Below are 15932 nucleotides of genomic sequence, written 5' to 3' on the forward strand. Positions count from 1 at the left end.
GGCACGAGCCGACGCCACGTCCTCCTCCCGTCTGGGGAGAAGGGCAGCGCGACGCGGTGACGGATGGGCGGTTCGCCGCCGCGATCCGTCACCCATACCCCTCATCCGGCCTTCTCCCGCAAGCGGGGAAGGGATCGGTCGGAGCGTCTCCCGATGTTAGCCGTCATCGTCTCAGGCCTCGCAATCGGGGCCGTCTATGCCGCGGCCGCGCTGGCCTACAATGTGATGTTCTCGACCTCGAAGGTCCTGAGCGTCACGACCGGGCATCTGTTCATGCTCGGCAGCGTGTTCGGTGCCTGGTTCATCGGCACCTTGGGCTGGCCGATCCCCCTCGGCCTTCTCGGCGCCATCGCCGTCGGCGCGGCGTTCGGCTGGCTGACGGAGATCGTCGCCGTCCGCCGCGTCCTCGCGCGGTCCGACGAGCATCTCTGGCTTCTCTCGACGCTGGCGCTCGCGACGATGGGCCAGCAGGCCGTGGGCCTCTGGTGGGGGACCGAGCCGCGCCCCTTCCCGCGCCTGATCGAACAGGATTTCGCCTCCGGCCTCGCCGACCAGAAATACTGGCTGCCGATCGGCCTCGTGCTCGTCCTGGCGCTCGGGCTCGAGCTGTTCTACCGCGGCACCCTCTGGGGCAAGCTGTTCCAGGCGACCTCGGAGGACGCCTTCGCCGCCCGCGCCCGGGGCATCGCGACCGACCGGGTGCGCTCCTTCTCCTACCTTCTCGCCGGCGCGCTCGGCGGGCTTGCAGGGTTCGCGGCCGGCCAGCTCACCTTCGCCTTCTTCGCGCTCGGGCTGCAGCTGACGCTGTTCGGCTTCATCGCACTCGCCGTCGGCGGGCTCGGCAGCAATCTCGGCGCGCTCGTGGGCGGCACGGCGCTCGGGCTCCTGTCCTCGGTGGCCAGCTACTTCTTCGGCGGCGAGTTCCAGCACACGATCGCGGTCGGGCTGCTGATGGTCGTCCTTCTCGTCAAGCCGGAAGGTCTCTTCGGCGCCAAGCGGGTGCGCCCGGTATGAGCACGAACGCCCGCAACCTCGCCCTCGCGGCGGCCGGCGCGCTCGCGCTCCTGACGCTGCCCTATTGGGCGAAGGACCTCTACTGGCTGCATCTGGCGACGCTCATCGGCGCGTACTGGATCCTGATCGCCGGGCTGAACCTCGTCACCGGCTATGCCGGGCAGCTCTCGATCGGCCATGTCGGCCTTCTCGCCGTCGGAGCCTACGGCTTCGCGATCCTCGCCGGCACGCATGGGCTCGACCCGTTCCTGTCGCTGCTCCTCTGCGGCGCTCTCGGCGGCATCGCGGGCCTGCTTCTCGGCCTGCCCTCGCTGCGCCTCCCCGGCTTCTACTTCGCGATGGCGACGATGGCCTTCGCGCTCATCGTGACCGAACTCTCCCTCGCGCTCGGAGGGCTGACGGGCGGCGGCACCGGGCTCAGCGTGCCGGGCTTCCCGAGCCCGATGAACAGCCCCTGGGGCTATTACTGGCTCGTCCTCGCCGTCGCGGCCGGCGTCACCTGGCTGACCTGGAACGTCGCGCGCTTCATGTGGGGCCGTGCGCTCATCGCCATCCGCGACAGCGAGGTCGCGGCGGCCTCGGCCGGGATCGGGCTGTTCCGGCTGAAGCTCACCGTGTTCGTGTTCTCGGGCATCACGGCCGGCATCGGCGGCGGATTGTTCGCCTCGCTGCAGAGCTACATCACGCCGGACACCTTCGTCTTCGAGATCGGGCTGTTCTTCTTCGTCTGCATCATCATCGGCGGGCGCGGCACCATTCTCGGCCCCTTCATCGGAACCGTGATCCTGACGGCATTGCCGGAGATCGTCGCCCCGCTCGCGAAGCTCGGCGCCTTCTTCTACGGCCTGATGCTGCTGATCGTGGTGCTCCTCATCCCCGAGGGCGTCGGCCGGCTCGTCGAGGTGCTGATCCGGCGCTTCCGGGGAGAGCCCCACCGCAGCCACGAGGTGAAGCCGGACCTGCCGCGTCTCGCCTCCGTTCTCGCGCGCAAGGAGGACGCGGCGTGAGCGCGTTGGAAGCCGTCTCCGTCACGAAGCGCTTCGGCGGGCTCGTCGCGCTCAGCGACGTGTCGCTGGACCTGCGACCGGGCGAGGTCCACGGCCTGATCGGCCCGAACGGCAGCGGCAAGACCACGCTGCTGAACATGCTGTCGGGCTATTACAGGCCCGATGGCGGCCGCACCTCGCTCGACGGCGAGGAACTCGATGCCCTCAGCGTGCAGCGGCGCGCCCGTCTCGGCATCGCCCGCACCTTCCAGAAGCCGCGGCTCCTGCCGGCGCTGTCGGTGCTCGACAACGCCATGCTCGGCTGCTGGCGCGACACGCGGGCGGGCTTCGTCGAGACCGCCTTTGCGCTGCCGCGCGCCCGCCGCGAGGAGAAGGCGTTCCGCGACCGTGCGATCGAGCTCGTGCACGGCGTCGGGCTCGGCCATGCGCTCACGCGCTCCGCCGGCCTCCTGGAACATGCCGAGCAGCGCTTTCTCGAGATCGCCCGCGCGCTCGCCGCCCGGCCTCGGTTCCTGCTCCTCGACGAGCCGGCCGGGGGCCTGACGGGCGCCGAGATCGAGCATCTCGGCCGCATCGTCGGGACGGTCCGCGAGAGCGGCATCGGCGTCCTGCTCGTCGAGCACCATACCGACTTCGTCTTCCGCATCTGCGGCCGGGTCACGACCCTCGACCGCGGACGTCTCATCAAGCACGGCACGCCCGACGAGGTCCGACGCGACCCCGAGGTCGTGCGCGTCTATCTCGGAGCCTGACCGTGACGGCCCGCGAGCGCTCCGGCGACATCCTTCTCCAGGTCGAGGACCTCCACGTCGCCTATGGCACGGCGCATGTGGTCCACGGCGTCAGCTTCACCGTCCGCGCGGGGGAGTTCGTGGTCATGCTCGGCCGGAACGGGGCCGGCAAGACGACGATCCTGCAGGCCATCTCCGGCCTGATCCCGAAGCGGGCGGGACGCGTCGGCTTCGCCGGCGACGACATCTCGCGCGCCTCGGCCCGCGATATCGTCCAGGCCGGGCTGATCCAGGTGCTGGAAGGCCACCGCGTCTTCACCAGCCTCTCGGTCGAGGACAACCTCCTGATCGGAGCCGCCGCCCGGTCCCGAACCGATCTCAAGGCGACGATCGAGGAGATCTACGAGGAATTCCCCGAGATCGCCGACAAGCGCCACCAGCAGGCCTCGCGCCTGTCCGGCGGACAGCAGCAGATCCTGGCGGTGGCGCAGGGTATCGTCGCCGACCCTCGCCTCCTGATGCTGGACGAGCCGTCGGGCGGGCTCGCACCGATCGTCGTCGATCGCATCCTCTCCTTCGCGGCGAAGCTCGCGCGGAGCGGCGTCGCGGTCCTCCTCGTCGAGCAGCTCGTCGAGAAGGCGCTCAAACATGCCGATTACGGCTACCTGCTCGAAACCGGCGCCATCGGCGGCGAGGGCTGGGCGGCCGATCTCGGCGACAGCGACCTGATCCGCCGCATCTATCTCGGCGGACACGAGGCGGCGCCGTGAGGAGCGCGGCCGAGATCGGCAGTTCCGCGCGGCCGCAGGACGCGCCCGCCGCATCGGCCGCTCCGGCGAAACCGGAGGTCGGCAACGCGGTCAGCAAGGTCTGCGCCGTGATGCGGACGATCGGTGCGCGCTCGCCGCAGCGCCTCTCGGAGATCGCGGCCTCGACGGGGCTGAACAAGGTCACGGCGCTTCGCATCCTCGAAACGCTCATCGCCGAGGGCTTCGTCGAACGCACGACCGGCACCAGGCCCGGCTATGCCCGCGGACGCGAATTCCTGACGCTCCTCGCGAGCGGAAGCCGCTCGCCGGACCTGCGCGAATTGGCGAAGCCCAGCCTCGTACGCCTCGCGGACCTCTCGGAGGACACGGCGCTCCTGTCGATCCGCAGCGGGATCGAATCCGTCTGCATCGACCGCCAGATCGGCACCTTCCCGATCCGCGCGAGCTATCTCGATCTCGGCAGCCGCCGCCCGCTCGGGGTGGGAGCGGGCGCGATGGCGCTCCTCGCCTGGCTGCCCGAGCGGGAGATCGACGCGATCCTCACCGCGAACGCGCCGCGCTTCTCGCCCTATCCCCGCCTGTCGCCCGGCTTCATCCGCGAGGAGATCGCGGTCTCGCGCGAGCAGGGCTACGTCTTCCTGCTCGACCGGGTGATCGACAAGATGGGCGCCATCGGCGTGCCCCTGCGCGATGCGCGGGACCAGATCATCGGCTCGCTCAGCATCGCGGCCCTCAGCGAGCGGCTGCTCGCGCGGCGGGAACAGCTTCGGGACGCGCTGCTGCGCGAGCAGGACCTGATCCGCCGCGAGCTGACCACGGGTCATGTCGCCATCATCGACGAAAGGGCCAGCGGATGAGCCTCGTCACGGGTGCCCACGCCACGCGTTTCGGACGGCACGAGGGCCGCACGACGCTGGACCTGATGAGCGAGGCGGCGACGGCCGCGCTCGCCGATGCCGGTTCCGGGCGCAAGGAGATCGACGGTCTCGTCTGCGGCTACTCGACGACGCAGCCCCACCTCATGCTCGCGACCGTCTTCGCCGAGCATTTCGGCCTGAAACCGAGCTACGCCCATACGATCCAGATGGGCGGCGCGACGGGGCTCGGCATGGTGATGCTGGCTCACCGGCTCGTGGAATCCGGGGCCGCGCGGCGCATCCTGGTCGTCGCCGGCGAGAACCGCCTCACCGGCCAGTCCCGCGACAGCGCGATCCAGACCCTCGCCCAGGTCGGCCACCCGGTCTACGAGGTGCCCCTCGGCCCGACCATCCCGGCCTATTACGGCCTCGTCGCCTCGCGCTACCTCCACGAGACCGGTGCCACCGAGGCCGATTGCGCCGAACTCGCGGTGCTGATGCGCGCCAACGCCGCCCGCCATCCCGGCTCCCACATCCGCGAGCCGGTGAGCGTCGACCAGGTCCTCGCCTCGAAGCCCATCGCGGCGCCGCTCAAGCTGATGGATTGCTGCCCCGTCTCGGACGGAGGCGCCGCCTTCGTCGTCGAGCGCGAGGATCGCGGCCGGGACGGAGTCAGGATCCGAGGCGTCGCCCAGATGCATCCGCACCAGCATGTCAGCGCCGCGACCTCCCTCGGGCATTTCGGCATCGGCGATTGCGGGCGACGCGCGCTCGACGAGGCCGGACTCTCCCTCGCCGAGATCGACTATGCCGGCATCTACGACAGCTTCACCGTCACGCTCGCGATCCTGCTCGAGGAACTCGGCCTCGCCCCGCGCGGGCAGGCGGGGCGCCTCGCCCGCGAGGGGCATTTCGCACCCGACGGGCCGATGCCGCTCAACACCCATGGCGGCCTCCTCGCCTACGGCCATTGCGGCGTCGCCGGCGCGATGGCCCATCTTGCCGAGACGTTCCGGCAGATGACCGGCCGCGCCGGAGAGCGGCAGATCGCCCGGCCCCGCGCGGCCCTGCTGCATGCCGATGGCGGCGTCCTCTCCTCGCATGTCAGCGTCGTTCTGGAGGGTCGGGCATGACCGGGATCGTCGACTGGACCCGCGGAGGCAGGGCGCTGGCCTATCAGCGCTGCGGCGGCTGCGGCACGATCCGCTACTTCCGCCGCGACTTCTGCCCCGCCTGCGGCTCGGAGACGAGCGAGACGCTCGCGGCCTCCGGCAACGGCACCGTCTACGCCGTCACCACGGTCTCGCGCGCCCCATCTCCCGAGTGGAAGGCGCTCGCGCCCTACGGGATCGCCCTCGTCGACGCGCAAGAGGGGTTCCGCTTCATGGCCCATGCCGCCGAGGGCCTCGCCATCGGCGATGCCGTCACGACGACGTTCCGGGATGTCGGCGACGCCGTGATCCCGCTTGTCCAGCCCGCCGAGCCCTCATGACCTCCGACCTGCGCGCCGCTCTCGACCCCTCCTCCATCGCCATCATCGGCGCCTCGGAGAACCCCAACAAGATCGGCGGGCGGCCGATCGACTATCTCAAGCGCTTCGGCTTCCGGGGCGAGGTCTATCCGGTCAATCCGAAGCGCACCGAGGTGCAGGGCCTGCGCTCGGTGCCCCGCCTCGCTGATCTCGACGCCGCCCCGGAGATGGCCGTCGTCGCGGTGCCGGGCGACGACGCGATCCGCGCCCTCGACGAATGCGGCGAGATGGGCGTCAAGGTCGCCGTGCTGATGAGCTCGGGCTTCGGCGAGATGGACCCGGTCGGCGGCAAGGCGAAGGAGCGCATGATGACGGAGCGCGCCCGCGCCCGGGGCATGCGCATCGTCGGGCCGAACACGCAGGGGCTGGCGAATTTCGGCACGGGCGCCATCGCGAGCTTCTCCTCGATGTTCATCGAGGTCGAGCCGAAGGACGGCCCGGTCGGCATCGTCAGCCAGAGCGGCGCGATGAGCGTCGTGCCCTGGGGGCTGCTGCGCGCGCGCGGCATCGGCGTGCGCCACGCCCATGCGACCGGGAACGATGCCGACGTCACGGCCTGCGAACTCGCCATGGCGGTCGCGGCCGATCCGGGGGTCGAGCTGCTGCTGCTCTATCTGGAGAGCATCCGCGATCCCCATCACCTCGCGGAGGCCGCGCGCATCGCCCGGAAGCGGGGCGTGCCGATCGTCGCGCTGAAATCGGGCCGGACCGGTGCCGGCCAGAGCGCCGCCAAGTCCCATACCGGCGCCCTCGCCAACGAGGACCGGGTCGTCTCGGCCTTCCTCGAGCAGCACGGCATCTGGCGGGCGGAGGACAATGCCGGCCTCGTCGAGGCGGCGGAACTCTACCTGAAGGGCTCGCGCCCGTCCGGACGGCGGATCGTCGTCGTCAGCAATTCGGGCGCGACCTGCGTCATGGGCGCCGATGCCGCCGTGGCCCACGACCTCTCCCTCGCGCCGCTCTCAGACGGGACGCAGGCGAAACTCCGCGCCATCCTGCCGGCCTTCGCCGCGACCGCGAACCCGATCGACATCACGGCCGCCCTGCTGACCAATTCCTCGCTCTTCGGCCAGATCCTGCCGGTGGTCGCCGAGGACCCGGCGGCCGACGCCGTCTTCGTCGGCATTCCCGTCTCCGGGCGCGCCTACGACGTCGAGGCCTTCGCGCGCGACACCGCGCGTTTCGCGCAGGAGACCGGCAAGCCGGTGGTGCTCGCTGCGCCGCAGCGGCTCGTCGCCGACGCCTTCGAGGCGAAGGGCATTCCGGTCTTCACCGGCGAAAGCGCCGCGATGCGCGTGCTGCACCAGTTCATCGCCCACCACGAGCTGATCGCGCGCGCCGCCGCGCGGGACGAGAAGCAGGAGCCGATCGACCCTCCGGCGGGCGAGTCCCGGCTGCTGGACGAGGCCGAGAGCCTCGCCCGGCTGGCGGCGGCAGGTGTGCCCGTGGTCCCGCACCGCCTCTGCCGCAGCGCCGAGGAGGCGGTCGAGGCCGCGCGCGCCTTCGGCGGCCCAGTCGCGGTCAAGGGCTGCTCCTCGGGCATCGCGCACAAGACCGAACTCGGCCTCGTCCATCTCGGGCTCGCCGACGAGGCGGCGGTCGCCGCCGCCTTCGCGGCCTGCGAGGCGGCCATCGCCGCGGCGGAGGCGCCCTTCGCCGGCGTGCTCGTCGCGCCCATGACGAAGGGACGGCGCGAACTCGTGCTCGGCGCCCATCGCGACCCCGTCTTCGGCCCCGTGATCCTCGTCGGCGACGGCGGCCGCTATGTGGAGGCGATGCCGGACGTGCGGCTGCTGCTCCCGCCCTTCACCCGCGAGGACGTGCGCGCCGCGCTCGGCAGCCTGCGCCTCGCGCCGCTGCTCGACGGCGTCCGCGGAGAGCCGCCGCTGGCCCTCGACCCCTATCTCGACGCGGCCGCGGCGATCGGCCGCCTCATGAGCGAGCCCGGCAGCCGGATCGACAGCATCGACGTCAACCCCATCCTCGTCGGAGCGCGCTCGGAGGATTGCGTCGCCCTCGACGCGGTAGTGGTCGAGCGGGACTGAGCCGCCGGGCCGGCGCGGCATCCCAGCCCGGCGGCTGGGGCGGTTGTCTTATGAGCAGGCCGGTGCCATCGGGCGCGGATGATCCGCGCCTTCCTGGCCTATTATCGCCCGCATCGACGGCTGCTCGCGCTCGATTTCGGCTGCGCGGTCGCGTCCGGCCTGCTCGAACTCGCCTTCCCGCTGGCCGTCAAAGCCTATGTCGACCGCCTGCTGCCCTCGGCGGACTGGCTCCTGATCGGCGCCGCCGGGGCCGGCCTGCTGCTCGTCTACGTGTTCAATGCCGGCCTCATGTCGATCGTGACCTATTGGGGCCACGTGCTCGGCATCCGGATCGAGACCGAGATGCGCCGCAAGGCCTTCGACCACCTGCAACTGCTCTCGTTCCGCTTCTACGACGGCCAGAAGACCGGCCATCTCGTCGCCCGCGTCACCAAGGACCTCGAGGAGATCGGCGAGGTCGCCCATCACGGCCCCGAGGACCTCCTCATCGCGGTCATGACGCTGATCGGCGCCTTCGTCCTGATGCTCTACGTGCATCCGCCGCTCGCCCTCGTCGCGGCGCTGGTCCTGCCCGTCGCGACCTATGTCGTCGCGCGCTACGGCGGCGCGATGACGCGGAACTGGCAGCAGCAATATAGCCGCGTCGGCGCCTTCAACGCCCGGCTGGAAGAGGCGATCGGCGGCATCCGCGTCGTCAAGGCCTTCGCCAACGAGGACCACGAGCGGAGCCTCTTCGCCCGGGACAACGAGCGCTACCGCGACACGAAGCTCGCCGCCTACCGGCTGATGGCGGCCGCGCTCTCGATCAACTATCTCGGCATGCGCATCGTCCAGATCGTCGTGATGCTGGCGGGCGCAGCCTTCGTCGTGCGCGGCGACCTGACCGCCGGCGGCTTCGTCGGCTTCCTCCTCCTCGTCAACGTGCTCTATCGGCCGCTCGAGAAGATCGGCGCGGTGGTCGAGACCTATCCGCGCGGCATCGCCGGGTTCCGCCGCTACCAGGACCTCCTCGCGATCCGCCCCGACCTCACCGACCGCCCCGGCGCGAGGCCTGCCCCTGCCCTGCGCGGCGACATCCGCTACGAGGGCGTGTCCTTCGGCTATCGCGACGACCGGCCGGTCCTGAAGGGCATCGACCTCGCCATCGCCGCGGGGGAGACGGTCGCCTTCGTCGGCCCCTCGGGCGTCGGCAAGACGACGCTGCTGTCCCTCCTGCCGCGCTTCTACGACGTCGGCGAGGGGCGCATCACGATCGACGGGACCGACATCCGCGACATGACGCTCGCCTCCCTGCGGGGCCAGATCGGCATCGTCCAGCAGGACGTGTTCCTGTTCGCCGGCACGATCCGCGAGAACATCGCCTATGGCCGGCTCGGCGCCGCCGAGGAGGAGATCGTCGAGGCGGCCCGCCGGGCCAAGCTCGACGGCGTCATCGCCGACATGCCGGAAGGGCTCGACACGCTCATCGGCGAGCGTGGCGTGAAGCTGTCGGGCGGCCAGAAGCAGCGCCTCGCCATCGCGCGCATCTTCCTGAAGGACCCGCCGGTCCTGATCCTCGACGAGGCGACCTCCTCGCTCGACACCGAGACCGAGCGGGCGATCCAGGCATCCCTCGCCGACCTCTCCCGCGGCCGCACGACGCTCGTCATCGCCCACCGCCTGGCCACCATCCGCAACGCCGACCGGATCGTCGTCGTCACCTCCGACGGGATCGCCGAACAGGGAACGCACGAGACGCTCCTCGAGCGGCAAGGACCCTATCGCGCGCTCATCGAGGCACAGTACGGATAGGGACAATCAAGGCCGAACACTTACGCGGAAACGGCCATCAATTGATTAGACCAATTCTAATATAATACACAGGCAGTCGTTGTGTCTTTTTCATCATAGGCCGACAAGACGAATCCGGCCTAAATCTCGCCCCAAAGCAATGGGGGCTGACCATGGCTCGATCGACTCCAAACCATCGCCCGTCGCGCGCGTCCCGCATCGTCCTGCATCTCTGTCTCCTGCAATTCGGGACGGCTCTCGGCACCTGCTTCGCCGGAGCGGCGCTCGCGCAGAGCACCCTGCCGCCGGTCGATATCGAACCGCCCGCCCAGCGCCGCGCGGCGCCCGTCGCCCGCCCGGCGCCAGCCGCCCGCGCCGCCGCGGCCCCGCGCCGCCAGGCCGCCCGCCGGGCGAGCCCCGCACGCGCCGTCCCCCGCCAAGCCGCCGCCCCGGCACCGGCGTCGACAGCCGCCCCGCTCGAGCGCGGCGACGGCCCGGTGCCGGGCTTTGTGGCGAGCCGCACGACCAGCGGCACCAAGACGGATACGCCGCTGATGGAGACGCCGCAGGCGGTGACGGTCATCAGCGCCGATCAGATCAACACGCAGAAGGCACGCTCCATCAGCGAAGCGATCCGTTACGCTCCGGGCGTCAAGAGCGAACCTTTCGGCAACGACACCCGAAACGACTGGTTCAACCTGCGCGGCTTCCAAGCCGAGCAGCGCGGCCTCTACCTCGACAATCTTCAACTCTTCTCCACGGCCTTCGCGACGTTCAAGCTCGAACCTTTCGGGATGGAGCGCATCGAGGTTCTGCGTGGTCCGTCGGCCGTCCTTTATGGCGGCGGCAATCCCGGCGGCCTCATCAACGCAATCAGCAAAAAGCCTCTTTCGACGCCCTCGAACTATGTCGAGACCGGAGTCGACAACTTTGGCCGTGTGTACGGCGCCTTCGACTTCACCGGCCCGGTCCGCCCTCAGGACTGGAAAATCGGCGACGGTGAGTTCTACTATCGCATGGTTGGGCTCGCGGGCGCGGGCGGCACGCAAACCGCGCACACTTCCAACGACCGCTACTACATCGCCCCATCGTTCACGTGGAAGCCGAACGAGGGCACGACCTTGACGGTGCTCGGCTCCTTCACCCAAGACTATACCAATGGCCAGAACTTCCTGCCTTACAAGGGCTCTGTAATCCCGGCCGAATTCGGCAAGATTCCAACCCGCACCTTCACAAGCGATCGCGGCCTCGACCGCTTCAACCGCACGCAGGCCTTTCTCGGCTACGAGCTCGAGCACAAGTTCGACGACATCTTCACCTTCCGCCAGAATGTTCGTTACAGCTATCTCGATATCGACTTCCGCACCGTCTACGGCTTCGGCGCCAACCCAGCAGGCGACCTCACGCGCATCAACTTCGAAACCCGCCCGCGGGTGAACATGTTCAACGTCGACAACAACGTTGAGGCGAAATTCAACACAGGGCTCCTCAGCCACACGACGCTGCTTGGCCTCGATTATCGGCGATATAATCTGGCCGACAATCAAGGAACGATATTCCCTGGCACGCCCTTTAATCTGATAACAGGGATCGGTCTACCTAACCCTCGGGTCCCCAAAACCAATCGTTACATCAGCGGGCGCTACGTTCAGGACCAGCTCGGCGTCTATCTGCAGGATCAGATCAAGTTCGATCGCTTCACGCTCGTGCTGAGCGGACGCTACGACATGGTCGATACCGACTCGAAAGACTTTCTTACACCCGTCAATAGCGTGAAGGGCCAGGAAGGACGCTTCAGCGGGCGCGCGGGACTTATCTACACCTCCGAATGGGGCATCGCTCCCTATGTGTCCTACTCGAACAGCTTCAATCCGCAGGTTGGTGTATACAACCCGGACGCGAGGCGCGGCGTCGATCTGGGTAACAGGCTGCCGCTCCGCTCGGAAAAGGGCGAACAATACGAAGCGGGCGTGAAGTGGCAGCCGCAGGGCTTCAACGGCCACATCGGTATCGCCGCATTCGACCTTCGGCGCCAGAACGCGGTCACGACGGGCTTCCCCCTGATCGCGAGCCAGGCCGGCGAAGTTCGGTCCAAGGGCATCGAGTTCGAAGTTGTCGCCAACCCTTTTCCCGGCCTGAACATCGTCGGCAGCTACACAACGTTCGATATCGAGGTCACCAGGGACGAGTTGAAGCCGGAGACAGTCGGCCGCGTGCCCGTTCGCACGCCGCAGCAATTCGGTGGCATCTTCTTCGATTATACCTTCCAAGATGGCCCGCTCGCTGGCTTTGGATTTGGTGGCGGCGTGCGATACGTCGGTAGATCCTACGCCACGGAGACAAACTATAACGCAGTCAACTTGCTCGAAGGCGCCCGTGTCCCTGCCTACACGCTAGGCGACGCCCAGGTCCATTACGAGCGAAACGGCTGGCGCTTCGCGGTCAACATGACGAACATCACGGACGAGAAATATGTCGGCGGCTGCGCTGACTTGACGAGCTGCTATTATGGAGAGCGGCGGCGCGTCACCGGCAGCATCAGCTATCGGTGGTGAGCCGGGCCTCCGGCCCTGGGCCGGCACAGGGCGGGTTTCTGACGCGCGAGGTCGGCTTCTCGGTCGAGGGCCGGCCTCTTCTGTCCGGCATCTCGCTGGACCTCGCGCCCGGCCGCTTCGTCGGGCTGATCGGCCATAACGGCTCCGGCAAGAGCACGCTGCTGAAGATCCTGGCGCGCCAGCAGGAGGCGGGGTCGGGCGAGGCCAAGTTCGGCGGGCAGCCCCTGACCGCCTGGCCCGCGCGCGGCTTCGCCTGCGAGATCGCCTATCTGCCGCAGACGCTGCCGGCGGCGACCGGCCTCACCGTGCGCGAACTCGCCTCCTTCGGCCGCTATCCCTGGCGCGGGCCTTTCGGGCGCCTGACGGAGCAGGATCGGGCCATCGTCGAGGAGGCGATGGGACGCTGCCGCGTCGAGCCCTTCGCCGAACGCATTGTCGACACGCTCTCGGGCGGCGAGCGCCAGCGCGCCTGGCTCGCCATGCTGGTCGCGCAGGATGCCGGCTTCCTCCTCCTCGACGAGCCGGTCTCGGCCCTCGATCTCGCCCAGCAGGTCGAGGTCCTCGGGCTGCTGCGAAACCTCGCTGAGGGCGGCAAGGGCGTCGTCGCCGTGCTGCACGACATCAACATGGCGGCCCGGTTCTGCCATGAGATCGTGGCGCTCCGCGCAGGCCGGGTGATCCGGCGCGGACGGCCAGACGAGATCATGGACGGCGAGGCGCTCGAAGCGATCTACGGCCTGCCGATGCAGGTCATGACCCAGCCGGGGGCCGGGCATCCGGTCGCCCTGCCGCGATGAGGCGGCGCGCGCTGCTCGCCGGGCTCGGGGCGTTCGCGGCCGGTCGCGCCGGCGCGGCAAGCGGCAGCGACATCCCCTCGCGCCTCGTCGCGCTGGAATGGAGCATCGTCTCGATGCTCCTCTCCCTCGGCGTCGCTCCGGTCGGGATGCCGGAGATCCGCGCCTATACTCGCTGGGTGGGCGAGCCGCCGGTGCCGCCGGGCACGGCCGATATCGGCGTCAAGACGGAGCCCAATCTCGAAGCCGTCGCGGCCTTGCGGCCCGACCTGATCCTGACGAGCCCGCTGAACCGGCTCCTCGAGCCGAAGCTCACGGCCATCGCGCCCATCCGCGAGGTGCCGATCTATACCGAGGCCGGCATGCCCCTTCACCTCGCGACCGAGCAACTCCGCGAGTTCGGGGCTCTTCTCGGCCGGGGCGCGGAGGCGGGCCGCGTCATCGCCTCGGCGGAGGCTGCGTTCGAGGCGGTCCGAAGCGCCGTGCGGAGCGAGGCGGGCCGTCCGATCCTGCTGCTCTCCTTCCTCGATGCGCAGCATGTGCGGATCTTCGGCCGGAGCAGCCTCTTCGGCAACGTGCTCGAGCGTGTCGGCCTTTCGAACGGCTGGGACAGGGCGGTCAATCTCTGGGGCTTCGTCATCGTCGGCCTCGCCGAGCTCGCGCCGCTGCGCGAGGCACGGCTGCTGGTGCTCGAGCCGATCCCGCCCGGCATTCTCGAGCAGATGTCGGCGCGCAGCCTCTGGGCGAACCTGCCGGCCGTGCGGGCGGGGCGCAGCGCGACCATCCCCGCGGCCTGGCATTACGGCGACCTCACGGCGGCCCGGCGTTTCGCCTCCTTCCTGCCGAAGGCCCTCGGGAGCGCGGCATGACGTCGGAGGCGCACCGCCTGTCGCTCGCCGCCATCCTCGGCGGGATCGCCCTCCTGGCGCTCGCACTCGCGGCGTGGCGGCTCGCGGTGCTGATGCCGCCCGGCCGCTGGTGGGAAGCGGCCCTGCACCCGAATCTCGACGATCCGCGCGATCTCGTCTTCGCCTTCTCGGCGCTGCCGCGCCTCGCCACCGCCGCGCTCTGCGGCGCCGCCCTCGGCCTCGGCGGGGCGCTGCTGCAGCACGCGCTCGCCAATCCCCTCGCCTCGCCGACAACGCTCGGGGTCGAGAGCGGAGGCCAGCTCGCGCTCACGATCGCCGTGATCTTCGCGCCCGCGCTCGCCGGCGACGGGCGCGGTCTCGTCGCCCTTCTCGGCGGCGGCGCGGCGCTCGGCGCCGTCTTCCTCTGCGCGCGGGCGAGCGGCCTGTCCTCGATCTCCGTCGTCCTCGCCGGCTTCGTCGTCGCGCTGTTCTGCACCTCGCTCTCGGCCTGCCTGAAGCTCCTGAACGAGGAATATGCGACCGTGCTCTTCCTCTGGGGCGGGGGCTCGCTCGAACAGGCCGATTGGTCGGTGCCCGAAGGTCTCGCCTGGCGCCTTGCCGCCATCGGCGGGCTGACGCTGCTGGCACTGCGCCCGCTATCGATCCTGACCCTCGCCGACGACAGCGCCCGCGCGCTCGGCGCCCCGGTCGCCGCGACCCGCCTCGCCGCGCTCGTCCTCGCCCTGCTCCTCACCTCGATCGTCGTCGGCGCGGTCGGCACGATCGGCTTCGTCGGCCTCGCGGCGCCGCAGATCGCGCGGCTCGCCGGGGCGCGGCTCTTCGTGCAGCGGGCGCCGCTCTCGGCGCTGGTCGGCGCGGCGCTCCTGGTCGCGGTCGATTGCGGTCTCGCGCTGGTCCTCAGCGGGGAGGATGCGGTCAGCGTGCCGACGGGCGCGGCGACGGCGCTCCTCGGCGCGCCGCTCCTCGTCTGGCTCCTGCCGCGCCTCCGCCTCGCCGCCGCGCCCACGGCGCCGATCCCGCTGGCCGTGCGGCCCGGCGGACGACCGGTGATCATCCTGACTTTCCTCGCCGCCCTCCTCGGCCTGGCTGTCGTCATCGCGCTGGCCGTCGGCCGCGACGCGGGTGGAATGACCCTCGCGAGCCTGCCGGAACTCGCCGCGTTCGCGCCCTGGCGCGTCCCGCGGACGCTCGTCGCGGCGACGGCGGGCGCCATGCTGGCGGTCACAGGCCTCCTGCTCCAGCGCATGACGGGCAACCCGCTGGCGAGCCCGGAGGTCCTGGGCATCGGCGCCGGCGTCGCCTTCGGGATCGCGCTGGGACTGACCGCTTTCCCGACGGCCGGCGCAGCCGGGCTGCTCCTCGTCGGCGCGGCGGGCGCCGCCGGCGCGACGGCGATCCTGATCGCCTTCGGCGCGCGCTCGCGCTTCCAGCCCGAACACATCCTCCTCGCCGGCATCGCGCTGACGAGCCTCCTCGACGTCTTCGTCCTCGCCTTCTTCGCGCGCGGGGACCTGCGCACCGCGCAGCTTCTCGGCTTCATCTCGGGCTCGACCTACCGCGCCGGCTGGAGCGAGGCCTGGACCGGCCTTGCCGCAGCCGCCCTTCTCGTACCCTGTGCCCTCCTGCTCTCGCGGATCCTCGACCTCCTCCCCCTCGGCGACCCGACGGCCCGCGCGCTTGGCCTGCCCCTCGCCCGGACCCGCCTCGCGCTGACCGGCCTCGTCGCGATGCTGACCGCGGCCGGTATCCTCCTTGCGGGGCCGCTGAGCTTCGTCGGCCTGATGGGCCCGCATCTGGCTCGCTTCCTCGGGCTCCGGCGCGCCTTCGGCGCGGTCATCGGCGCGGCTCTCATCGGCGCGCTGGTGATGGTGACGGCGGATTGGATCGCGCGGATCGCGATCTTCCCGCGCCAGCTTCCCGCCGGGCTCGTGGCGGCCCTGATCGGGTTGCCCTATCTCCTGCGGCATCTGGGCCGCAGGGCGGGCTGAG

The 15932-nt window shown here is 70.2% G+C and carries 13 protein-coding genes; all 13 read left to right on the top strand.

The features are described from left to right. The first annotated feature begins 153 nt into the window (after positions 1-153). The 13 genes from EV668_RS23290 (at position 154) to fhuB (ending at position 15931) form a co-directional block, all read left to right on the top strand. A complete protein-coding gene (locus EV668_RS23290) occupies positions 154-1014 on the top strand; it encodes a branched-chain amino acid ABC transporter permease (protein ID WP_133774749.1) in 861 nt (286 codons plus the stop codon). Next, positions 1011-2021 (top strand): branched-chain amino acid ABC transporter permease, encoded by a 1011-nt coding sequence (locus EV668_RS23295; RefSeq protein ID WP_133774751.1) that lies wholly within the window; start codon positions 1011-1013, stop codon positions 2019-2021. The genes EV668_RS23290 and EV668_RS23295 overlap by 4 nt, the downstream gene beginning before the upstream one ends. Next, positions 2018-2773: an ABC transporter ATP-binding protein gene (locus tag EV668_RS23300; RefSeq protein ID WP_133774753.1), complete on the top strand. Its 756-nt coding sequence runs from the start codon at positions 2018-2020 to the stop codon at positions 2771-2773. The genes EV668_RS23295 and EV668_RS23300 overlap by 4 nt, the downstream gene beginning before the upstream one ends. A 2-nt stretch (positions 2774-2775) precedes the next feature. Next, complete coding sequence (locus EV668_RS23305) at positions 2776-3522, top strand: ABC transporter ATP-binding protein (RefSeq protein ID WP_208111618.1); 747 nt, start codon at positions 2776-2778, stop codon at positions 3520-3522. Beyond that, entirely contained in the window at positions 3519-4379 is an 861-nt protein-coding gene (locus tag EV668_RS23310) for an IclR family transcriptional regulator (RefSeq protein ID WP_133774756.1), read from the top strand. Before EV668_RS23305 ends, EV668_RS23310 begins: the two co-directional genes overlap by 4 nt. After that, on the top strand, positions 4376-5512 hold the full coding sequence (locus tag EV668_RS23315; protein WP_133774758.1) for a thiolase family protein: 1137 nt from the start codon (positions 4376-4378) through the stop codon (positions 5510-5512). The genes EV668_RS23310 and EV668_RS23315 overlap by 4 nt, the downstream gene beginning before the upstream one ends. After that, on the top strand, positions 5509-5871 hold the full coding sequence (locus EV668_RS23320; protein ID WP_133774760.1) for a Zn-ribbon domain-containing OB-fold protein: 363 nt from the start codon (positions 5509-5511) through the stop codon (positions 5869-5871). Before EV668_RS23315 ends, EV668_RS23320 begins: the two co-directional genes overlap by 4 nt. Then, positions 5868-7955 carry an acetate--CoA ligase family protein gene (locus EV668_RS23325; RefSeq protein ID WP_133774762.1) on the top strand — a complete coding sequence of 696 codons (2088 nt, stop codon included), beginning with the start codon at positions 5868-5870 and terminating at the stop codon, positions 7953-7955. The genes EV668_RS23320 and EV668_RS23325 overlap by 4 nt, the downstream gene beginning before the upstream one ends. Positions 7956-8033: 78 nt before the next feature. Next, positions 8034-9746, top strand: a complete 1713-nt coding sequence (locus EV668_RS23330; protein WP_133774764.1) for an ABC transporter ATP-binding protein — start codon at positions 8034-8036, stop codon at positions 9744-9746. Between the two features lie 152 nt (positions 9747-9898). Next, positions 9899-12280: a TonB-dependent siderophore receptor gene (locus EV668_RS23335; protein WP_133774766.1), complete on the top strand. Its 2382-nt coding sequence runs from the start codon at positions 9899-9901 to the stop codon at positions 12278-12280. Then, positions 12277-13077 carry an ABC transporter ATP-binding protein gene (locus EV668_RS23340; RefSeq protein ID WP_245513391.1) on the top strand — a complete coding sequence of 267 codons (801 nt, stop codon included), beginning with the start codon at positions 12277-12279 and terminating at the stop codon, positions 13075-13077. Before EV668_RS23335 ends, EV668_RS23340 begins: the two co-directional genes overlap by 4 nt. After that, entirely contained in the window at positions 13074-13943 is an 870-nt protein-coding gene (locus EV668_RS23345; RefSeq protein ID WP_133774770.1) for an ABC transporter substrate-binding protein, read from the top strand. Before EV668_RS23340 ends, EV668_RS23345 begins: the two co-directional genes overlap by 4 nt. Continuing rightward, positions 13940-15931 carry a Fe(3+)-hydroxamate ABC transporter permease FhuB gene (fhuB, locus tag EV668_RS23350; protein ID WP_133774772.1) on the top strand — a complete coding sequence of 664 codons (1992 nt, stop codon included), beginning with the start codon at positions 13940-13942 and terminating at the stop codon, positions 15929-15931. Before EV668_RS23345 ends, fhuB begins: the two co-directional genes overlap by 4 nt. Position 15932 lies beyond the last annotated feature (1 nt).

Source organism: Enterovirga rhinocerotis, assembly GCF_004363955.1.
GTDB lineage: Bacteria > Pseudomonadota > Alphaproteobacteria > Rhizobiales > Beijerinckiaceae > Enterovirga > Enterovirga rhinocerotis.